At 41.5% G+C, this 22,906-nt stretch carries 14 protein-coding genes and 1 pseudogene; 7 read left to right on the top strand and 8 right to left on the bottom strand.

Translation table 11 applies throughout. From position 1 onward, the window contains the following. From BO26_RS23175 to BO26_RS13295, 5 genes and pseudogenes are all read right to left on the bottom strand, one after another. Positions 1-116, bottom strand: a pseudogene (locus tag BO26_RS23175) (DUF3304 domain-containing protein); the annotation flags it as partial. A gap of 33 nt (positions 117-149) precedes the next feature. Continuing rightward, positions 150-1,688 carry a type VI secretion system contractile sheath large subunit gene (gene tssC / locus BO26_RS13280; protein WP_036772090.1) on the bottom strand — a complete coding sequence of 513 codons (1,539 nt, stop codon included), beginning with the start codon at positions 1,686-1,688 and terminating at the stop codon, positions 150-152. 41 nt (positions 1,689-1,729) lie between these two features. Next, a complete protein-coding gene (gene tssB, locus BO26_RS13285) occupies positions 1,730-2,227 on the bottom strand; it encodes a type VI secretion system contractile sheath small subunit (protein ID WP_036772092.1) in 498 nt (165 codons plus the stop codon). An 821-nt stretch (positions 2,228-3,048) separates the two neighbouring features. Continuing rightward, complete coding sequence (locus BO26_RS13290) at positions 3,049-3,489, bottom strand: hypothetical protein (RefSeq protein ID WP_036772093.1); 441 nt, start codon at positions 3,487-3,489, stop codon at positions 3,049-3,051. A 256-nt stretch (positions 3,490-3,745) separates the two neighbouring features. Continuing rightward, positions 3,746-4,951: an MFS transporter gene (locus tag BO26_RS13295; RefSeq protein WP_036772094.1), complete on the bottom strand. Its 1,206-nt coding sequence runs from the start codon at positions 4,949-4,951 to the stop codon at positions 3,746-3,748. A 314-nt stretch (positions 4,952-5,265) separates the two neighbouring features. Here BO26_RS13295 and BO26_RS13300 point away from each other — a divergent pair, with 314 nt between their 5' ends. Both BO26_RS13300 and BO26_RS13305 read left to right on the top strand, forming a co-directional pair. After that, positions 5,266-5,778: a helix-turn-helix domain-containing protein gene (locus BO26_RS13300; protein WP_051690978.1), complete on the top strand. Its 513-nt coding sequence runs from the start codon at positions 5,266-5,268 to the stop codon at positions 5,776-5,778. A 292-nt stretch (positions 5,779-6,070) separates the two neighbouring features. Beyond that, on the top strand, positions 6,071-7,519 hold the full coding sequence (locus tag BO26_RS13305) for a flavin-containing monooxygenase (protein WP_036772096.1): 1,449 nt from the start codon (positions 6,071-6,073) through the stop codon (positions 7,517-7,519). 226 nt (positions 7,520-7,745) lie between these two features. Here BO26_RS13305 and BO26_RS13310 read toward each other — a convergent pair whose 3' ends face one another. Then, positions 7,746-8,312: a rhomboid family intramembrane serine protease gene (locus BO26_RS13310; RefSeq protein ID WP_036772097.1), complete on the bottom strand. Its 567-nt coding sequence runs from the start codon at positions 8,310-8,312 to the stop codon at positions 7,746-7,748. Between the two features lie 612 nt (positions 8,313-8,924). Here BO26_RS13310 and BO26_RS22185 point away from each other — a divergent pair. From BO26_RS22185 to BO26_RS13330, 4 genes are all read left to right on the top strand, one after another. Next, positions 8,925-9,941 (top strand): fucose-binding lectin II, encoded by a 1,017-nt coding sequence (locus tag BO26_RS22185; protein ID WP_072023261.1) that lies wholly within the window; start codon positions 8,925-8,927, stop codon positions 9,939-9,941. Between the two features lie 334 nt (positions 9,942-10,275). Then, positions 10,276-10,848 carry a hypothetical protein gene (locus BO26_RS13320; RefSeq protein WP_036772139.1) on the top strand — a complete coding sequence of 191 codons (573 nt, stop codon included), beginning with the start codon at positions 10,276-10,278 and terminating at the stop codon, positions 10,846-10,848. 715 nt (positions 10,849-11,563) lie between these two features. Then, positions 11,564-16,030, top strand: coding sequence for a SpvB/TcaC N-terminal domain-containing protein (locus BO26_RS13325; RefSeq protein WP_036772099.1), 4,467 nt, complete (start codon positions 11,564-11,566; stop codon positions 16,028-16,030). A gap of 78 nt (positions 16,031-16,108) precedes the next feature. After that, the gene (locus BO26_RS13330; RefSeq protein ID WP_036772101.1) at positions 16,109-18,964 is read left to right on the top strand and encodes an RHS repeat protein; all 2,856 of its coding nucleotides are present in this window, start codon (positions 16,109-16,111) and stop codon (positions 18,962-18,964) included. A gap of 109 nt (positions 18,965-19,073) precedes the next feature. On the opposite strand, the gene BO26_RS13335 is transcribed toward BO26_RS13330, so the two are convergent. Next, entirely contained in the window at positions 19,074-20,666 is a 1,593-nt protein-coding gene (locus BO26_RS13335) for a hypothetical protein (protein ID WP_036772102.1), read from the bottom strand. A 1,046-nt stretch (positions 20,667-21,712) separates the two neighbouring features. Here BO26_RS13335 and BO26_RS13340 point away from each other — a divergent pair. Further along, complete coding sequence (locus BO26_RS13340) at positions 21,713-21,937, top strand: hypothetical protein (RefSeq protein WP_036772105.1); 225 nt, start codon at positions 21,713-21,715, stop codon at positions 21,935-21,937. Positions 21,938-22,113: 176 nt separating this feature from the next. Here BO26_RS13340 and BO26_RS13345 read toward each other — a convergent pair whose 3' ends face one another. Continuing rightward, positions 22,114-22,782 carry an epoxyqueuosine reductase QueH gene (locus BO26_RS13345; RefSeq protein WP_036772107.1) on the bottom strand — a complete coding sequence of 223 codons (669 nt, stop codon included), beginning with the start codon at positions 22,780-22,782 and terminating at the stop codon, positions 22,114-22,116. Between the last annotated feature and the right edge of the window lie 124 nt (positions 22,783-22,906).

Here is a 22,906-nt window from a genome sequence, read left to right on the forward strand (position 1 = left end):
TCCTTCATTTTCAACGGTTCTTTAATCGGGTAGTTTGGGCTACCGTAGGCGTCACAAGAGGTCGTGACTTTAATCTGATCACAAGGCAAGAAGTGCACCGTAATCCCGCAGGGATCACTATCACCGCCACTTTGATGTTTCCCGATTTTTTACCCTTTCGCCTTCGGCATCTGAGAGACCAGCGACAGATTGACGTCAAGCCCTTCTACCTGGAAATGCGGTACCGCATACAACCTGACCCGGAAGAAACCCGGATTGTCGTCAATATCCTCAACGATCACTTGCGCTTCACGCAGCGGATGCGAAGCCTGCAGATCATCAGACGGATCGGTCATTTCAGTCACCAGCGTGTTGATCCAGTTGTTCAGCTCAATTTCAAGCAGACGCCGATCCTTGGTGGTGCCGATGTTTTCCCGCTGGATCAATTTCAGATAATGGGCAATGCGAGACAGCAGGAAGATATACGGCAGACGCGCGTTGATGCGGCTGTTAGCTGTCGCTTCACCCGTGTCGTATATCGCCGGTTTTTGCGTCGAGTTAGCCGAGAAGAAGCAGGCGTAATCGCGGTTTTTATAGTAAGAGAGTGGAATAAATCCCAAATTGGCAAATTCAAACTCGCGGGTTTCTGGGATCATCACTTCTGAGGGAATTTTTGCCTGATTACCAATTCCCAAATCGTAGAAATGGATCGGTAAATCAGTCACCGCCCCACCCGCCTGTGGCCCCCGTATCTGCACACACCAGCCATTTTTCACAAAGCTTTTCACCATGTTGGTGGCAAACGCAAAAGCCGCATTGGTCCACAAGTATTTACTGTGATCCGGGCCTTTAACCTGCTCAATATAATTAAACGTTCGCACCGGAACGGTGTCCGGGCCATACGGCAAACGCCCTAACACGCGCGGCAATGTCAGGCCGATATAACGGGCATCGTCGCTGTCTCGGAAGGATTTCCACTTGATATATTCAGCGCGGTCAAAATAGCTACCAATGTCTTTAATGGACGCAACCTCTTCCATGGTTTCCTTACCGAAGAAGGCCGGGCCAGCAGAAGCGATAAAGGGCATATGCGCCGCTGCCGCCACTTTAGCAATATTGCGCAACAGAGCAATATCTTGGGATCCAGCCCCAAATTCATAGTTGGCAATCACCGATCCAATGGGCTCTCCCCCCGGTGTATCGTATTCCTGAATGTAGGTATGGCGATAGAAACCGCTTTGCGCAATTTCCGGCGCATCGTCAAAATCTTGTTGTAAATCATCCTTAGACACATCCAGCACTTCAATTCTGACGTTCTGACGGAAATCCGTCCGGTCAACCAGAAATTGCAATCCCCGCCAGGCTGATTCCACTTGCTGGAATTCCGGTTGATGTATCACTACATCCAATTGACGGCTGATTTGGTTATCCAATACACCAATATGATAATCCAGCAAGGTTTTATCCAATCGCTCAACTTTTTGCGCCGATTCTTTCAACAGCGTGAGAAAAACACTAACCGCCGCTGTGACTCGCTCATCCGTCGTCACATCAGCCAACGCATCATTGTTCTGAAAAAGGTCGAAACCGTTTAACCGTTCGACCGGCTGTAAATTAATTTTCTTAAATAAAGCTTGATAGACACTGCCTTCACTGTAAGTCGTCGCTGCCATAGTCGAAGCGGCTTGTTCTTGTACCGTCATTAACACCTCCTGAATCAAATTTCATAAAAAAGAAAATAGGGTGATAATCAACCTTCTTGCGGCGCCAGCGCTGCCAGTTCCGCCCGCAATTCATCACTCAATTGGTCATCCTGGAGAATATGTTCCAGTTCGCGGCGAAACGTGGCGTTGTCAAGCAGGTTGGATTTCAGGTCGCGCAATAAATTGCGCATAGAAAGTAACGCCCGTAGTTGCGGAATTTGCCGGGCAACTTGCTCAGGCTCAAAGTCTTTTATTTGCCGGAAAGTGAGATCAATATTCATTTCACTCCCGTCTTCAACAAGGGTATTTTCAACGGTCAAATTAACGACAGGGCTAAATTCAGCGAGTACACTGTCAAAGTTATTTTTGTTGATATTAACTTTTTCTCTTTCCGAGAGTGGGCATTGTTCCTGTCCGTTACTATAATCACCCATTACCAATAATTTCAGCGGCAGCTCAACTCTTTTCTGCGCTCCACCAGTATGTAGATCCAATTTAATATTAATACGCGCTTTAGGAACTTCATTTTGAAAACTCGCAGCCATTGATGGCTCCTCCATAAAAAGTAAATAAAGAGATACAAGGTCATGTCATGACTAATTCCAGCAATAACACGCTGAATCAAGTATTTCCGAATAGGCAGTTAACAGATCTGCAAATTATGAGGGGACGAAGAGTGACACCTTAATTAACGAATCTACTAAAAAAATCGACCAATATGAAATAACCATAGTTTCTCCGCCGCTTTAAAACAAAGCATCAGTAGAAAACATACGCCAAAGATAAAAATTTAGCTTATAGAGCATGATAATTGGACAAACATCAACAAAAGATAAATAAAACCCAATTAAATAAAAATAAATAAAATTTAGATAATTCTTAATGACATTTTGTAACTCATTATAAAATATAAATTTTCATTCTTATTTGTAAAAATAAGTCAATATAAGTAATAATATGTAATTAACATCAGAGAGTCATCATTGATATTCTACCTTCTTATTTAATCACATTCTTTAAATGATATTGATTATTAATTACAGAATTATTCGAATATAAAGATCTGCACCAACCCGTGCTAAAGATGAAAAAAACCATTTCTACTCATAAATAACGAATATTCGCTCATTATGCACTGTTGTTTATAATTAATTATAGCTTAGTGAGATAGTAAACCAGATAAAGGATTTCGGTACGCATCAGAATCTTAACGACTTAACCGTCTTCTCAAACAAAAGTTTACTTGACCATCAATAATTTCAGGCCATAAGCAAGGAAATTAAGATATTGAAAAACATGCTGAGAAATATTTTCATCTCAGCAAATGTATTTAGTCGAAATATATTCACTGCCTACTTATTTCATACTATATCATTTTCAGATCAATATTATCACCATTAAGTTCTAAAATCAGGGTTTTATTACCTCCACCTCTATTATTACCGGGAATTTCTAAGGCACCATCATAATTGAATTCTTTATTTATGGAATATTTAACAGCATTTACATTTGGTGGATTCCAATAATCCTGAAATATCCATATATCAATGCCTAATTCAGGTTTCAATTCTTTTCCAGTATAAATATGAATGGCTTTATTTGGTTCATATTTATCACTTATCCATGGAGCCCACAAATCACCACTCCATTCAGACATCCTATCGACAGTAAATCGTTTTCTGGCAATATATCCATGCTCAATTATAGCCTTACAAGGTGTTTTATTATGAATGAATTTAATATTCGTCACCCCTGCTATAATATTAACAGTGGGTTTGTTTTTAATGTTAATTAATTTTCCGCCCATTTTATTCACCTCTACCAATTAATTAATCCAATAGTAATCATGATAGAATATTATAATAACCTTATCCTTCTTCACATTTTTATACAACATTATCCAAATCTACATTTTAATATTAATTTCATCCAGTGACATTATACTTTCAATAAAATTTATCTCTTTATTAATCACCTCTATTATGTCATTTCAATAACTAGCCTTAAGTTCAAATATAGCTTAAAACCTCATATTTTACCATTAAGGCTAGATCACATATCTATTAACTACGACTATGAGAATTATTCATTAAACTCTTAGCATCTCTATTTAACACTTGCGCTAATTTTCTTACGTAAACAGGTAATATTAGGGCGCTAAGCATAGACAATATGAAAATAGGCTGCACGCTTTCAGTAGTAATCTCTTTACCGTTTAACAAGATGGAAGAAAAGAAAAACACCACACCCGCACCTAAGTTGGATAATGCCATCTGAAGAGCACCAAAACCTGCACGATTTTCAGGTGTTGAAGCATAAGAAGCAAGCACGTTTGCCGCCATAACCTGCACATAAGTCGCAAACATAAAAATTGCAAAGAAAATATACCCATTGGTTTTTCCCATCAATCCCAGGAAAATATTAATGATAAATAACGCCGCTGCGGCTATGGTAATTTTCTGCGGAGGATATCTGTCACAAAGTTTTCCTGTTAAATAAGTTCCCAACCAAGAAGCTATGCCACCAAAAAAGAATACGAGTGAAACATGATCGTCTGGAATATAAAACACATTTGTTAACAACGGCACCAGTATTGGGATGAGCATGAAAGGGCTAAAGTTACTCACACCACTTGCTAACCCAGCCAGAGATATTTTTTTAGTCAGCACTATTTTACTATTATTATTTTGTACTTTCTCTGTTCCAGGAATGAAAAAAAGAATCAGAGGCAAACTCACTATGCATAAAATAACGATCAATAAGAAAGGAATTTTCCAGTTGAAATGGGTCGCCAAATATAAACATAACGGCATTCCCACAATGCTAACAAATGAGAAAGATGAAAACGCAATCCCTAATACCCTTCCCCGCATACTTTCCGGTGAATTATTAAGCAAAATCCCAATTCCTACCCCTAATGTCATGCCACCAAATAGACCGGCGATGATACGTAGTAAAATAAGCTGATACGGCTCAGAAGCGAAAATTGTCAGGAAAGTGATCAAGCCAAGTAGCAAGGTGTTTAAAATGAGTACTTTTCTTTTATTAAAGCGATCAATAAAAAAATAAGAAGCCAGACCAGAAAATACGGAAGAGAAAACATAAGTACCGGCAATAACCCCCGCCATCGTCACTGGCATGTGAAAATCATTAGACATATAAACAAAAAGCGGAGTTACCATCATGTACTCTAGCGCATTAATAAATTGTACTAATGCAATAACCATCGCAATAACAACTATCCGATTATTTCCAATTAACTTTGACATTATAAGTTCCAATTCCTGTTGGGATAAATTTCATCGATAGGATAAGCCAATGTATATCACACATCGACGAAAAAAAAGCGCCGTGTATCATCGTAATGAATACCTGACGTAGCCAGGCAACTGAGATTGCCAGACTGCAGGTAATTTCAGTCGCTCATTATTCATTATTAGAATCAAGCAGCCTCGTTTAAAAACGAGGTGAATAGTCAGTGAGAAGACAGTGTGACGAGAACGATTTATCTGATATTTTGGCATTGCCATGATGACTTAATTCGGTATATTTATCATAAAAAAGACTACACATTGAATGGATAATGCTCATTCTGAAAGCCGACAAATTCCGTCCAGAGCCAACTGAACAGTACACGCTGTGTTTACGCCAGCTTTGTGGCTGTACCTGTTTTGTCTGGAATTTTAGGCTGGCAGAAACAAGGTCCCTGCTTGATTTAGGCCAAAAGTTGCCGTCATCCTTCGAGTTAAAGCGGAAGCTGATCCACTGGAAGAAATCACCTGACATAGCCTCTTTGTTCAAAGCCTACACGAACAACCTTCAGCAAAAATTTAAAGATCTTCATGGCGCATGGAAGCGTTATTTTGACAAGATACTCTCCACCAGGGTCCCGATATTTAAGAAGAAAAGCGATAACCGCGATTCAATCGGGTTCGTCAACTTTGAGAAATATTGCCAGTTTGAGCGCTGTTGCGTGAAATTCCCCGTCGGCCTTTCATGGGTTAAATGCCAACAATCACAACCCATCGACGGGAAAATAAAAAACGCCATGCTCAGCCAGTCGTCCGGTCACTGGTTATATCTCTTTTCAGGTTGAAATTAAGATAGCCGCACCAATTCCCCCTTTAGCGTTAATAGTAGGGTTAGATGTCGGTGTGGCAAAACTCGCTACGCTGTGAGATGGCACGATTTTTGACCCCATAAATAGCTTTAAAGCCAGTCAGAAAAAACCTGTCAAATTCCAGCACCAATTAAGCCATAAAGTGAAACTAAGGTAAGAGAGGATGTAAAGATATTCCTACCTCATAAATTCAAGTGGCTGTTGTCCTACTAAATAAAAAATAACATGAATTGATTTCATCAAAAATGACCTTGCAGGAGAGATAACAATGAATAACCATTATGATGTATTGATTATTGGCGCCGGTGTTGCAGGCATTGGTATAGCGTGTCATTTAACAAAGAAATGTCCTGATAAGAAGTTTATTATCCTGGAACGTCGCCATACGATGGGCGGTACCTGGGACTTATTTCGCTATCCCGGCATTCGCTCAGATACAGATATGATGAGCTATGGCTATAAATTCCGCCCCTGGACAGATACCAGTGTTTTTGCCGATGGGCCTTCAATTAAAAGTTATATCAGTACAACGGCAAAAGAATATGAAGTTGATAAGAAAATACAGTTTGGGCAAAAAATCACTCATACTGATTGGTCAAATGCAACTCGCCAGTGGACCGTTACCGCAATTGACGAAATCAGTGGGGAAACCCGGCAATTTACCTGTCATTTTCTCGTCGCTGCAACAGGTTATTACAACTATGATGAACCTTATTTACCGAAATTCCCTGGCATCGAAGATTTTAAAGGCCCAGTAATTCACCCTCAACACTGGCCTGAAGGATTAAATTACAAAGGAAAGCGGGTTGTTGTGATTGGTAGCGGCGCAACAGCAGTGACGTTACTTCCTGCCATGGCAAATGATACTGCACATATCACGATGTTACAGCGTTCCCCTAGTTATTTCCTTTCAATACCTGGAAGGGATAAGATAGCAGAATTCTGCAAAGGTATTATTCCACAGCAATGGATTTACACATTGAGTAGAAATCGCAATCTCTTTCTGCAACGTTTACTTTATAAGACGAGTCGACATTTCCCTAACTTATTAAAATCGTTTTTACTGGCTTCCGCTCGCAAGCGTGTCGGCCCAGAATTTGATATGAAGCACCTTACTCCAAAATACATGCCATGGGATGAACGACTGTGCTTTATTCCCAGCAGTAACCTATTTAAGGTACTGAAAGAAGGTAAAGCGTCTATCGTTACTGACCATATTGAACACATCACCGAAAACGGTATCCAGTTACAATCCGGTAAGGAATTACCCGCAGATATTATAGTTACAGCAACTGGCCTGAAATTACATTTTATTGGTGGAATTGAACTCTCTATTGATGGACAAAAGCAGCAAGGCCATGATCGAATGCTCTATAAGGGAACATTGATACAGAATATCCCTAATTTTGCCTGTGTTTTTGGTTATATCAATAATGCCTGGACGTTGAAAGTTGATCTATCTGCAGAATACATCTGCCGTTTGTTAAATGAGATGGACCGCCGCGGTGCAACGGTTGTGACACCCTATGCGCAACCGGGTGAAATGCTGGAGGACGAAAATATTTTTAGTGCCTTGCAATCTGGTTATGTGAAACGAGCAGCGGATTTTCTTCCTCGTCAAGGACGCAGTGCAACCTGGCAAGTTCCACATGATTACAATAAGGATAAACAGGTTTTGGGGCAGCCTGTAGATGATGCTGCGTTGAAATGGACATAACCACACGCAATCAAGAAATCAGAGGTTATACCCGTCATCTTTCAAGTTGCTTCTTTGTTGGCTGCGTTCACTCACCCCGGTCACATAGTTCTCTATGCTCCTGGGGATTTGCTCCCTTGCCGTCGCGATCCATCTTGAAATCTATTGGGTATATATCCATTCATTATTACCAGCCCGTTATTATAAACGGGCTGCTTTCACTTGCCACCGCGCTGCAACTTGAAATCTATTGGGTATAGCTCGTTATTGCCCATTTCTTTGACAACCAAGAAAAAACCACCCCAGATATTACGCCAAAGATATGACCTTCCGTTGAAATATCCTCTTGCCACGGTAACAGACCAAACACGATCCCACCGTAGTAGATAAATACTAAAATCGCAAAGAAGAAATCTTTTGCTCTTCTCAGGAAAAAGGCATTAGCCAGCAGTAATCCCCATAGACCAAAAACCCAACCACTGGCACCAATATGAATAGCAGTGCGCCCAAATAACCAAACTAATGTTCCTGCCACAAAGATAATAAACAGGCTGGCCTGTACATAATAACGAATGGAATGTGCCATAATTAAGGCACTCAATACTAATAATACGGGGAGATTACTGAACAAGTGCCCCCAGTTACCATGCAAGAATGGAGATAGTGGAATACCAATTAACCCCTGGGCGTTTCGCGGAATGATACCGAAATTACTCAGTGCACCACCGGTTAAAGTGTTAAACAATTGGATTATGATCAGTATTGCTGCTAATCCCATTAGGATATGAAAGCGTTGTTTTAGCCCTGTTTTCACTATGTTGTTGCCTTGTCATTTCCTGGAAACCAAAACGAATCCCAGCCTCAAAAAGGTATTATAATCAGAGTTGACACTACCACCATATCCTGAACCTAAAAGTTTGGAATTTAATAATTTTGATGTGAGCACGAAATTCTATCTTAACGCAATAAATTCAGTTTGGTGATAAAAAAACAATCATATATCAAGGTATTAATTTATTAGAATTGTGTCCTTTATGTCAATAAAATTAAATTTTTGTTTTTTTATCTCCATTAAGTCATTAACTAATTTAACTTAATAAATAATGTAAATTACAATACTATGATGTAATTTTATTCACTCTGAGATAATACCTCGTCAAGCGGTTGGTTTAGGTGCGACGACTGAATTTTTCACAGATCACGATAGAAGTATATTGAAGATTAAGTAAAGGTAATTTTAATGATATATTCATTGTCAGAAGCAAGAAACAAGTCCTCTGTCTTTCTTCAACAATCATTAATATTGATAATTACTCAAAGCAGGAATTAATCACTATGTTCACTCCACCCCCGGATTACATCAAAGTTGAGCATTCCGCTTGATCAAATAATCGACTCTGAGATGAACCATAAAATGGCATAATTTATGCCAGGTAATTTCATTGTCACACTTATCGATAGAAATAATAAATCTTCTGGAAAAATCATGGCAAACATCCTTAAATATGGCGACACAGTAAAAATATTAAATAGCTACAGAAACTGGGATGGTGGATATCTCAGCGTATATGGAACGAGTGGTATTTCAGATGGAAAATATGCGGTAATAACGACTCCTCACGCAGGATCATTCTGGAGAATTGAATCAGGAACGGGAAAGCCGATAGGCAATGAAGTCATTAACAATGATGTTATTTTACTTCACAATCTTTATCAATGTAATGGCGGCTACTTAGGGTATTATGAGTCATCAAGTCAACAGGTTCCAGAAGGCGAAATATATCCAATACACACATCAGATATAAACATCCGCCCTGCAACATTAGAATGGATTATTTATTCTGATATGCCATCTATCGATGGAAAAATCAAAGAAGACGAAAGCATTACCTTATATAACAGGTGGGGAACTAAAGGTTTTCTTGACACTAGTGGTTGGGTTGAACTCCCTGACACATTATTTCATGTATATACTTCGGCTAATAATTTTCGTAAGCCCTATACCGGCCTGTGGAAAATGACACAAGTCAAAGATCCTTGTTTCACTCCCACACCAAAACCCTCCAATTGTGGTGGAGAGTGCGGCACTATTGACGGTAAATACTGTTTCCAATTACCTAAAAGTATTCGATTCGGCCTGACAGCTTACGTTAATACGAACAGTCAACACACGGTAAATGTGTATACTGATGGCATTCTGGTAGGTACATTAACCGGCCCTGCAACCGATAATGTCATTGGCCCTAAAACTTATACATCAGGTACTGGCAACATCTGTATTGAAATTATAGAAGATGGCAAACCCTGCAAACTCCGTTATGCCTATAACACGCTAGATGGAAAACCGGGAACAATCACTATCGGCGCTGAAAATGGAGAACATGGGGAAAATTATAATGACTGCGTAGTGATATTAAGTTGGCCACTGGAAATATTAACTTAAAACATGCTGGTAATTTCACTACAAAAAATAAAAAATCATCAATAAATCAAAGCGGTATTACGCCGCTTTTTGTAAATCACTCCCCATTATCCGATAAAAATTAATTTTTTAATCTTTTCTTTTCCTATCTCCCATTGATATGACTATCCAGTGACACAGAAATTAGATCTTATTAGTCAATTCAATAAGAACTTATAGAAAAGGAGAAAGAACCTGTTTATTCCGATAGTCGAATCATGAAATGACGTCAGGAATGATGAAATAATAATATTAAGCAATAATTTCATTATGTTATCAATTATTAGTCAGAAACAACACAATTTTTGAGGAAACTATGGATAATGTACTTAAATACGGAGATACCGTGACAATATTAAATAGCTATAAGGATTGGAGCGGTGGATATCTCAGTGTATTTGGCAATGGTAATAAACCCGGCACGAAATATAGCGTGGTAACAGTAGATTCATCTTTAGCTATTCATGGAAGAACATGGAGAATTGAATCAGCCATGGAAAAACCTGTTGGTAGTGAAATAATTAATAATGATATTATTTTACTCTACAACCTATATTACTGTGATGGCGGTTACTTACGGTACTATGACGTGGCGGATCAATATGAACAATCAGAGGAAATACATCAAGTATACACCTCAGATATACGTAAAAAATCAACCCTGGAATGGATTATTCATTGTGAAACTACACCATTAGATGGGAATATCAGAGAGGGCGAAAGTCTCTCTCTATATAATCTATGGGGAAATAAAGGTTTCCTTGATACCTATAACCATGCAGGAGACACCGGCTCGTTGTATCAAGTATTTATGTCCAGCAATACGACCCGTAAAAGCCAGACCGGCTTGTGGAAAATGACAAAGGTGAATAATCCTTGCTCTCCCTGATATATACCCAATATACCCGTTATCTTTCAAGTTGCTTCTTTGTTGGCTGCACTCGCTCACCCCGGTCACATCGTTATCTATGCTCCCGGGGATTCGCTCCCTTGCCGTCGCGATCCATCTTGAAATCTATTGGGTATATCATTGGATTAATTTTTTATTCATTCATTAATAAAAAATGAACTTAACATAATAAGCTCCCTCAATATAAAGTCATACCTCCATCAATTAGGAATAATCATCAAATAGCGAAGTAAAACATCTAAGATAAGTCTTTGATTATTCTATTATTGTAATTGGATTTTTATTTTTATAAACCTTTTTGTCCATGAATATTTTAAATGAAATTTCTTGTTTCGGTCATTTTGTCCGCCCCTATATCACATTAAATGAATTAGCAATAAAACATATGAATATGTCTGAACGGACCAAATTTAACGACCAATCAAGCGTTTCTGTGATTAAAGGTATGAACGACAACCGATAGTTTGTTACCGACTTTAACAGCAACTGTTTTTTTCCCTTTAAAGGTCGAAAGGCAACAATCGGTACACTGGCGCTCAATATTTTCCATGCTGGTAAAAGATGGATCGCAACATAAACAGGTTGTCAATCTGAGTGACATCATTGCGCATCTGAATACATCGTTCGAGAGGAGTCAGTTTCTTTTCTTTGTCTATCACAAGTCCCTATCAGGGTCTGTTGTAAGGAGTGCTTTATGCAGGATTCACCCAAAGTATCAGTTACAACGCTGTCGCTACCCAAAGGTGGGGGCGCTATTAATGGAATGGGAGAAACGCTTAACACCGCCGGTCCAGAAGGAGCGGCAACACTCTCCCTACCGTTACCGCTCTCCTCTGGACGAGGTGTTGCCCCCGAATTATCTCTGATTTATAGCAGCAGCTCAGGCAATGGACCTTTTGGTATCGGCTGGCAATGTGGTGTCATGACCATCAGCCGCCGTACTCAACATGGCATCCCGCAATATGGTACTGACGACACATTTTTATCCCCCCAAGGTGAGGTGATGAATATCGCTCTGAATGATCAGGGACAACCGGATATCCGTCAGGAGGTTAAGACTCTGCAAGGCATTACCTTGCCTGTTTCCTATACGGTGACCCGCTACCAACCCCGCCAGATACCGGATTTCAGTAAAATAGAATACTGGCAGCCCGCTTCTGATCAGGAAGAACGTCCTTTCTGGTTGATATCATCACCAGACGGACAACTACACATTCTGGGAAAAACAGCACAGGCTTGCCTGACTAATCCGCAAAATGGTCAGCAAATCGCTCAATGGCTATTAGAAGAAACCGTGACTCCAACCGGTGAACATGTCAGCTATCAGTATCGGGCCGAAGATGAAGCCAATTGCGGCGATAACGAAAAAACACGCCATCCGAATACGACAGCACAACGCTATCTGATACAGGTGAACTACGGAAACGTTAAACCACAGACTAACCTGTTCGTGCTGGATAACACACCGCCAGCCCCGGAAGAATGGCTGTTTCATCTGGTCTTTGACCACGGTGAGCGAGATACCTCACTTTATACCGTACCCGCATGGGATAGCGGTTCAGCACAATGGTCTGTACGCCCGGATACTTTTTCCCGCTATGAATACGGTTTTGAAGTTCGTACCCGCCGCCTGTGTCAGCAGGTGCTGATGTTTCACCGTATCGCGCGGCTGGCTGGAGAAGCCAATGCTAATAGCACACCAGAGTTGGTCGGGCGTCTGATACTGGACTATGACAAAAATGCCAGTGTCACAACATTAATTTCCGCCCGTCAATTGAGCCATGAATCTGATGGCAAGCCAACCGCAATGCCACCACTAGAGTTTGCCTGGCAACAATTTGATCATGAGAAGATACCGGTCTGGCAACGTTTTGATGCTCTGGATAACTTCAACCCTCAACAACGTTATCAACTCGTTGACCTACGGGGAGAAGGGTTGCCTGGAATGTTGTATCAAGAACGCGGCGCCTGGTGGTACAAAGCCCCACAACGTCAGGAAGGCAAAGACAGTAATGCAGTCACCTACAGCAAAATAGCGCCACTGCCCACCCTGCCTGGTTTGCAGGAAAATGCCTCACTGATGGATATCAACGGGGACGGTCAACTGGACTGGGTAGTCACCGCTTCCGGCATCCGGGGATATCACAGCCAACAACCCGATGGAAAATGGACACACTTTACGCCAATCAGTGCCTTGCCTGTGGAATATTTCCATCCAAGTGCCCAGTTCGCCGATCTTATCGGTGCAGGCTTATCCGATTTAGTGTTGATAGGACCGAAAAGTGTGCGTCTGTATGCCAATCAACGTGACGGCTGGCGTAAGGGACAAAATGTGCCACAATCCACCGGTATTACCTTACCCATCGCCGGCATCGACGCCCGCAAACTGGTGGCATTCAGTGATATGCTTGGTTCCGGTCAGCAACATCTGGTAGAAATCAGCGCTAACAGTGTCAATTGCTGGCCCAATTTGGGACATGGCCGTTTCGGTCAGCCACTGCCCCTGCCAGGATTCAATTATCCCGAAAGCAATTTTAATCCCGAACGGCTGTTTCTCGCGGATATTGACGGCTCCGGCACGACAGACATTATCTATGTACAATCCAATTCTTTGTTAATTTATCTCAACCAAAGTGGTAATCAGTTTGACGCACCACTGACATTAGCGTTGCCTGAAGGCGTTCAGTTTGACAACACCTGCCAGCTACAAATTGCTGATATTCAGGGACTAGGGGTAGCCAGTTTGATACTGACAGTACCTCATATGACACCTCATCACTGGCGTTGTGACCTGTCATTGACCAAGCCTTGGTTATTAAATGTGATGAACAATAACCGGGGAGCACATCATACCCTGCATTACCGCAGTTCCGCTCAGTTCTGGCTGGATGAGAAATTACAACTCACCAAAGCGGGCAAACCACCCATCTGTTACCTACCATTCCCAATGCATCTACTGTGGCACACTGAAATTCAGGATGAAATCAGTGGTAATAAACTTACTAGTGAAGTGAGTTACAGTCACGGCGTTTGGGATGGCAAAGAGCGAGAATTCAGGGGATTTGGTTGTATCAAACAAACAGACACCACGACTTTTTCCCACAGCACCGCACCTGAACAAGCTTCGCCATCACTCAGTGTCAGCTGGTTTGCCACCGGAATTGATGCAGTAGACAATCAGCTGTCCGCAGAATATTGGCAGGGAGATACTCAGGCTTGTACCGAATTCAAAACCCGCTATACCACCTGGGACAGTACCAACCAAACGGATAAAATTTTCGCCCCCAACGATACACAACGTCACTGGCTAACCAGAGCGATTAAAGGCCAGTTGCTGCGCAATGAAGTATACGGTCTGGACGGAACCGAGCAGGAAACAATCCCTTATATCGTTAATGAATCACGCTATCAGGTACGGTCTATTCCGGTAGATAAAGAAACTGAGCTGTCAGCCTGGGTCTCGGCCATTGAAAACCGCAGTTATCACTACGAGCGTATTATCAGTGATCCGCTGCTCACTCAAACTATCCGGTTGCAACAAGATATTTTTGGTCAGCTATTACAAAGTGTCGATATCTCCTGGCCCCGCCGGGAAAAACCCGCTGAAAACCCCTACCCGTCAACTCTGCCGGATACCCTGTTCGACAGTAGCTATGATGACCAACAGCAGATATTGCGTCTGGTTCGGCAAAAAAATAGCTGGTATCACCTAACTGATGGAGAAAACTGGCGGTTAGGCTTACCTGACGCTCAACGCAGCGATGTTTATACCCATGACCGGTCTAAAATTCCGGCAGAAGGCATTTCTCTTGAAGTCTTGCTGAAAAAAGATGGCTTACTGGCTGATGAAAAAGCCGCGGTTTATCTAGGCCAACAACAGACATTCTATACCGCCGGTCAATCAGAAATACCGCTGGAAAAACCGACGCTTCAGGCACTGGTTGCATTTAAAGAAACCGCGATGATGGACGATACCTCACTACAGGCTTATGACGGCGTGATTGAGGAACAAACGCTAAACACGGTACTGACACAAGCGGGTTATCAGCAAGTGGCACGACTGTTTAATACCGATTCAGAAAGTCCGGTCTGGGTTGCACGACTGGGATATACCGATTACGGAGATGCCACACAGTTCTGGCGGCCCAAAGCTCAACGCAACTCGTTACTGACTGGGAAAACCACATTGAGTTGGGATACCCATCATTGTGCAATAACGCAAACTCAGGATGCCGCTGGATTAACGACACAAGCCCGCTACGATTATCGCTTTTTGACACCAATACAATTGACAGATATCAATGATAATCAACATATTGTGACATTGGATGCTCTGGGACGTGTTATCACCAGCCGGTTCTGGGGAACTGAAGCCGGACAAGCCACAGGCTATTCCACACCAGCAGATAGCCCCTTTACACCACCGGATTCGGTTGATAAAGCGCTCGTGTTAACGGGCCAGATCCCCGTTGCCCAATGCATCGTCCATGCGATTGAGAGTTGGATGCCATCGTTATCATTAACCCAACTTTCCGGATCACAGGAAGAAGCCGAAATCCAATGGAAACAACTGCAAACTACTCAAGTCGTGACCGAAGATGGGAAAGTACGTGCGCTTGGTTGGAAACAGGCCATAGATCGTCAAAAATTGACTGTCCAGATAGCCTCCTTATTAGTGGATATTCCCCGTTTACCTCCACATACGCTAACAATTACTACAGACCGTTACGATAACGATCCACAGCAACTACACCAGCAGACCGTCAGCTTCAGTGACGGTTTTGGCCGGTTACTCCAGAGTTCAGTTCGTCACGAATCCGGAGAAGCCTGGCAACGTAAAGAAGATGGTGGATTAGTCGTCGATACAACTGGATCGCTGGTCAGCGCGCCAACAGATACTCGTTGGGCCGTATCCGGTCGCACGGAATATGATGACAAAGGCCAGCCGGTACGCATTTATCAACCCTATTTTCTAAATGACTGGCGCTACGTTAGTGATGACAGTGCTCGGGATGATCTGTTTGCGGATACCCACATTTATGATCCATTGGGACGTGAATACAAAGTTATCACTGCGAAGAAATATCTGAGGGAAAAACAGTACACCCCTTGGTTTGTCGTCAGTGAGGATGAAAACGACACCGCATCACGAAACCCATAATTTTACCCGTTGCCTCGCAGTACATTGTGGGGCGACATCTACTAACACAATACTATCAACACAATAAGGAATATTAATATGACATCCTTTTTTGATCCGGCAATCTTTGCCAATACTCCCACGATCAACGTTCAGGATAATCGTGGCCTGACTATTCGTGAAATCAACGTTCACCGCACCTCAGCAAGCGGTGATACCGATATCCGTATCACCCGTCATCAGTATGATACCCACGGACACCTGAGACAAAGCATTGATCCACGCCTGTATGCCGCCATGCAAACCGATAGCTCAGTGAAGCCTAATTTTACCTGGCACTATGATCTAACCGGTAATATCCTGCGTACAGAGAGTGTTGATGCAGGCCAAACCGTTACCCTCAATGATATTGAAGATCGCCTGATACTGACAAAAACCGCAACCGGAATAACACAAACCCGGCAATATGAATCCTCTTCCCTACCGGGTCGTTTATTGTCAATCTCCGAACAAGAGGAATGGGAAACAATCCCACATGTGACTGAACGCCTTATCTGGGCCAGAAATACACAGGAAGAAAAAAGCCGTAACCTTGCTGGCCAGTGTGTTAATCACTATGACACCGCAGGGCTGACCCAACTGGAAAGCCGATCATTGACCGGAACCGTTTTATCACAGTCCCGTCAATTGCTCGTCGATGATCAAGAAGCCGACTGGAATGATAACGAAGCGACCAACCAAAGCAGACTGGACAAGCAGACCTACACCACACAAAGCACCTTTGACGCTACCGGCACGTTACTCACTCAGACTGATGCTAAAGGTAATATACAACACCTGGCCTATAACGTTGCCGGGCAACTGAAAGGTAGCAAACTAACTGTACAAGGCCAGCCTGAACAAATTATCATTAAATCCCTGACCTATTCTGCCACCGGGCAAAAACTGCAAGAAGAACACGGTAACGGCGTTATTACCGAATACACTTATGAACCAGAAACCCAACGTCTGATTGGTATCACCACGCGCCGTACCTTAGACACCAAACTGTTACAGGATTTACGCTATGAGTATGACCCGGTGGGTAACGTCATCAATACTCGTAATAGCACAGAAGCTACTCGCTTCTGGCGCAATCAGAAAATCGTTCCGAAGAATACTTATACCTATGATTCTCTATACCAGTTAATCGAAGCCACTGGACGGGAAATGGCCAATATCGTCCAACAGAGTCACCAGCTTCCTTCCCCTGTTTTGCCTGTTGATAACAGTACTTACACCAAATACATTCGTACTTATACTTATGACCATGGCGGTAATTTGACACAAATCCAGCACAGTTCACCCGCCATCAAAGGCAGCTATACCAAAAAGATAACCGTTTCAAATCGCAGCAACCGCGCAGTACCGAGTGAACTAACCGACAACCCGATGCAGGTAGATGAACTGTTCGATGCCGGCGGTAACCAGAATACATTGACACACGGGTACCATCTGGACTGGAACACTCGAGGTCAATTGCAACAAGTGACACCCGCAGCACAAAGAAACAGCATCAACCATAATAAGGAGTGGTATCGCTATGGCCACGACGGGACACGCTTATTAAAAGTGAACGAACAGCCCACTCAATATTCTATTCAGCAACAGCGAGTCATCTATCAGCCGGGATTAGAACTACGAACAACACAAAACGACCAGAATATAACGGAAGACTTGCAGGTTATTACCATTGGTGAAGCTGGTCGTGCACAAGTGCGAGTATTACATTGGGAAAAACCACCAACCGATATCACAAACAATCAGGTACGTTATAGTTACGATAATCTCACGGGCTCCTGCCAACTTGAGCTAGATGATAAGGGGGGAATTACCAGTCAGGAAGAATACTATCCATTCGGCGGTACCGCTTTATGGGCGACCAGGGACCAAACAGAAGCTAACTATAAATTTATTCGTTATTCCGGCAAGGAACGTGATGCAACAGGACTGTACTACTATGGTTACCGGTATTACCAACCATGGGTAGGGCGATGGTTAAGCGCAGATCCGGCAGGAACAGCCGACGGCGTGAACCTTTATCGGATGGTACGAAATAATCCGGTGACATTACATGATCCAGATGGATTAACACCAGAACAATGGCACACTCGAGAAGCATTTAAACAATTACCTTTCAGCGAACATAGTTTAGGTACACGTGATGAACTTGCGCCAAAGATATCAGGCACAAATAGTTTATGGTATGAAGCCTATCATGGTCAGACTAAAGAACGTGAAGCATTGGGCCTGTTTAACGAATTGCCTTTTGCAGAACCTAAAGTAGCGGCGGCTGAAGAGATTAACCTACATGGCATAACAACTGAAAATGTTACCGTTTATCGAGTGGAAGTCGCACAACAATCAGAGAAGTTTCTTTATACCGCGATTACCAGTACAGGTGGTGTGAGAATTGCAATTCCTAACAGGAGCAACGAGCATGGCGACAAGGAGGACTACCTCAGTAAAACCATGCCAGCTGAGGCACAGAAAGGGGGTGGATGGTATCAATTTGCTAAAAATTATATTGCAGCAAATAAGGGGAAATCCAGCGGTAACCTTGCGTTCTATAATTTTGGCAACCCACGTCGAGCATTACAGTTCTACGAACAAAAAACTGAAAATCCCAAGGAGAAATTCCCCTTTGTCATAAAATCGTTTGATATCCCTTCAGCGGTATTTAAAGCGATTGCCGAAGACGCCACTTTAGAAAAAGACTATAAAAAATTCCCTACCGCGCCAATGAATGTCGATGTGGCAGCATTTAATCAACTTGGTCTACAACCTCATCATGTTGATTTACTCGTTGGCTCCATTGTTTCTAAAAGCGGAAGAGTCTATTCGGAAAATGAACATTGGCAGTTAATGGATAAACCCTCTCAGGTTACCAGCAGACCGCTGATACGCCGTAGGTAATAAAAGATAGCCAGCTTACCCGAATGGCATTATTAAACTTTTTACCACTCTTTTTATATGCAGGTTTCTTAAAGAAACCTGCATAACCGCAGAACAAATTAGTAAAACATCAACCCTGATTCTTTTTCTTAATAAAAATCGGGACAGGATCAGGAGTAGGCACAGGGCTATTACAATTATAATGTTCTCCTTTCAGCCCCATTTTCTTACAGGCAGTCGACAAAACATCGTGAGGTGTTGCCCAATCCTCTTCCCAATCGCTGCCGTCGTAACGTTCCTTTTTAAACAAATCCCACATAATGAGGCCCGATTTACCGTATTTAATCGTGCCGTCTAATATGTTATTGAGATCAGTCTTACTGAGCGGTAAATTACCGGTTGCTGGCCTACCTACTTCAAATCCAACCGTGATAGGTGGCAAAACCAATAATTTTTGGGGTTGAATTGAAGCTAAGGCATAATTACGCGCGCCTTTAAGCTTAACATGAGGAATCGCAACTTCATTACCTGATTTAAGCCAGTTAATATATTGGCTATAGTAATATTTCACCTGACCGGGTAGATCACAAGGAATATGAGAATCCTTGCCACAATCTGTCTCACTCAAATCATAAGTCATCACACCGATATAGCTGAATCGATTGATAAGGTTCGGATAAGTTAGTGCAGTATTATAAATCAAACCATAGAGATTTCCTCCCCACCAGGCACCACCATAAATATTAGAATATATCGCAACCGTTCCCCAATTAGCGGACATATTCGGAATACCTCCCGTTGCGGGGCCAGCTGTACTTAATTTGAGCGATGGCTTAACAGCACTAATCGAATTGTAAAAAGACTTTAAAATAGCGGCAAACTTATCCACAGTTTCAGGCATTGCGCGGGGAATTATTTCTGCACCTGGAACAATATTCATTGATTCATCATACACATAATTACCAATCCCTTTCCTCATTAAAACTGATGTAGTCAAATTCTCACTATTATTCGGGGGAACGTTGATTGAGTCAGGCGTTAATTTCCAGCTTCTGGCATTAATATCAGCATGCCAGAATTCTTCATAGTCAACATCAATTCCAACAACACCCAAATCAGCAGCCAAATTAACAATATTTCTGTATACCTTGTCTGCTGCTTTCCCGGTAATAGTACTGTCAAATCGAGGGATTCTAGTCAGTGGATTGGGGAAAATATCATAAACCGCACCCGGTTCATTACCACAAGCGTCCTTTTTATCGGCAGTGATATCATAAATTTTCGGATAACAACTGAAATTCCATCCCCCTACAGCAATATAGGTACTTACTCCATGAGATTTTAAATCAGCAATAATCCCCTTTAACTTGACAAAATCTGATGCAGCATTTTTAACAGTTTTTGCACTGATCATTTGACCTGGAGTACAGGTATAGCCAAACAATCCGGTACATTTCAGACTATTTTTCTCATAATTAACAAAACTGGGCTGTACAAAGGATAATACCAACGTATTAAAGTTACTCTTATTCTTAGCAATATCACTGCTTAATTTTTCAAAATTATCAAGGCTAGCATAATATTCTTGAGTATCCATTTGCGCAGCAGGTCCACTCAAATAATATGCAGAGATTTTAGGATTAGAAGCAATAGTATTGCCAGAAGTAATAGAGAATAATATTGCGCTTGCTAATAAACATCGATTTACCTTGGGCTTATACATACATTCATCTCCACTCGGTTAACATTATTTTCCTGACGACAGCAATGGTTGTCATGACAATTCATTGCCTTTTATCATGGATGGTAATGATTCTTCCCTAATAGAGCGTAAATACGTTCAATGCGTTACTATACCCTTCATCCTTCATCCTTCATCCTTCAAATTGCCTCTTTGTTGGCTGCACTCACCCCGGTCACATCGTTATCTATACCCTTCATCTTTCAAGCTGCTGCTTTGTTGGCTGCGTTCACTTACCCCAGTCACATAGTTATCTATGCTCCTGGGGATGCGTTCCCTTGCCGCCGCACTGCAACTTGAAATCTATTGGGTATATGCTCCCGGGGATTCGCTCCCTTGCCTTCGCGATCCATCTTGAAATCTATTGGGTATATAGACTACTGACATGTTGCATTAATTATTTCAGTACACCAGTCTTATCATAGTTCATTTTTTACCATTTACCACTAAATAAGTATAAATTATTTACAAAATGCTACTAACACTGAAATAAAATTGTTTTGTTTTAAAATAATCCCACTAATTTTCATTTCTGAGAATTGATTATTACAAGAGACTTACATTAGCAACAATGTTTCAGCTTACATAATTTTACACAATTTTCTATATAACAACTCACTTTCAAATTTAGCTTATGGAAAATACACTCAACCTCGAATAAATAATTTTAGAAAATAACAAAATTATTATATTCCAACTTTACCAATCCTAATCTTCCACATCATCTAAAAATCCATAATATATTTATCTCATAAACCCTGCTCATTGATTATATACCTTAAAACAACTGCTGACGACTTAACTATTGAAGAAACTTTCATTAATCAAAAGAACTCAATATAAAAAACAGGAAATTTCAACAATTATTCAACCAATCATTAAAATGTAACACCTAGAATTTGCAGGATTAATGATCATAACCGTATACTCGGCTGTGCATTAGGAATAAATCTGGAATATCGAGCAACCTATCAGTCGCTTAAGATATATTCCAGCAAGTGAAACAAAGTAAAAATAGGAAAATTATTATGACACGTTTAGGCTTATCTGTAACTGTATTATCACTATTATTTTCTGGCGCAGTCTTAGCAGCTCCAGCCACACCTATGACTCAATCTTCGAATACTCAAATGACCTCTTCCCATATGGGGAAAACAGCAGACCATAATGGGAAACAATCAGACAAAACCACAACAAAACATTCAAATCATAAGGTAATGAAAACAAAGGAAGAAGCAAAGAAGACTCACTGATCTCCCTATTTTAAAGGGACCGCATGCTGCACAGAGGATTCTTTCAACTACAGCAGACATATAGAGGAACTTGTTTTCTCATAGCGGTTCGGTAAGTGGTTATAACACAAGTTCAATCGTGTCATGACCATAAATTCAGGGGGGAAAATCCCCCCTCAACCTATTAAATGAAAAACTTAACAAGCGCCTTCTGTATCATCATCGCCATAATATTTAACACCAATTCTGATAATATCTCGCCCCTGAGACTTACGGTGCTCATTGCTGTCACGCAATGAATAGATACAACCACAATATTCCTGCTGATAAAATCTTTCCCGTTTACTGATTTCAATCATCCGAGCCGAACCACCTTGCTTACGCCAGTTGTAATCCCAGTATTGAACCCCCGGATATTGGCTTGCAGCGCGTTTTCCGCAATCATTTATTTGCTGCATATTTTTCCAACGAGAAATACCCAGAGAACTTGAAATAACGCTGAAGTTATTTTCATAAGCATACAAAGCGGTGCGTTCAAAACGCATGTCAAAACACATAGTGCAACGAACACCTCTTTCTGGCTCCCACTCCATGCCTTTGGCGCGTTCGAACCAGTTGTCACTATCATAATCTGCGTCAACAAATGGCACGTTATGTAGTTCCGCAAAGCGGATATTTTCTTCTTTGCGAATTAAATATTCCCGTTTGGGATGAATATTAGGATTGTAGAAAAAGACGGTGTAATCAATTCCAGAGGCATGTAAAGCTTCCATCACTTCACCAGAGCAAGGAGCACAACAAGAGTGCAATAATAACCGTTCCGCGTTATCCGGTAATGTTAGAACAGGACGAACAAAGTTTTCCATTGGGCAGGCTCCATAATAAGTATAAGAATTAATTATAGAATATAGTTATTTTTAGCTTCAAATCTTTCGCAAGCCATTCATCATGACTTATTTGTCTTTGATCATAGTAAATTACTTGAAATTC

This window comes from Photorhabdus australis DSM 17609, from assembly GCF_000711895.1.
GTDB lineage: Bacteria > Pseudomonadota > Gammaproteobacteria > Enterobacterales > Enterobacteriaceae > Photorhabdus > Photorhabdus australis.

Bases quoted from the DNA above. Each gene is read 5' to 3' on its own strand.
- tssB (WP_036772092.1), bottom strand. From the start codon at position 2,227: ATGGCTGCGAGTTTTCAAAATGAAGTTCCTAAAGCGCGTATTAATATT.
- BO26_RS13290 (WP_036772093.1), bottom strand. From the start codon at position 3,489: ATGGGCGGAAAATTAATTAACATTAAAAACAAACCCACTGTTAATATT.
- BO26_RS13295 (WP_036772094.1), bottom strand. From the start codon at position 4,951: ATGTCAAAGTTAATTGGAAATAATCGGATAGTTGTTATTGCGATGGTT.
- BO26_RS13300 (WP_051690978.1), top strand. From the start codon at position 5,266: ATGCTCATTCTGAAAGCCGACAAATTCCGTCCAGAGCCAACTGAACAG.
- BO26_RS13305 (WP_036772096.1), top strand. From the start codon at position 6,071: ATGAATAACCATTATGATGTATTGATTATTGGCGCCGGTGTTGCAGGC.
- BO26_RS22185 (WP_072023261.1), top strand. From the start codon at position 8,925: ATGCCAGGTAATTTCATTGTCACACTTATCGATAGAAATAATAAATCT.
- BO26_RS13320 (WP_036772139.1), top strand. From the start codon at position 10,276: ATGGATAATGTACTTAAATACGGAGATACCGTGACAATATTAAATAGC.
- BO26_RS13325 (WP_036772099.1), top strand. From the start codon at position 11,564: ATGCAGGATTCACCCAAAGTATCAGTTACAACGCTGTCGCTACCCAAA.
- BO26_RS13330 (WP_036772101.1), top strand. From the start codon at position 16,109: ATGACATCCTTTTTTGATCCGGCAATCTTTGCCAATACTCCCACGATC.
- BO26_RS13335 (WP_036772102.1), bottom strand. From the start codon at position 20,666: ATGTATAAGCCCAAGGTAAATCGATGTTTATTAGCAAGCGCAATATTA.
- BO26_RS13340 (WP_036772105.1), top strand. From the start codon at position 21,713: ATGACACGTTTAGGCTTATCTGTAACTGTATTATCACTATTATTTTCT.
- BO26_RS13345 (WP_036772107.1), bottom strand. From the start codon at position 22,782: ATGGAAAACTTTGTTCGTCCTGTTCTAACATTACCGGATAACGCGGAA.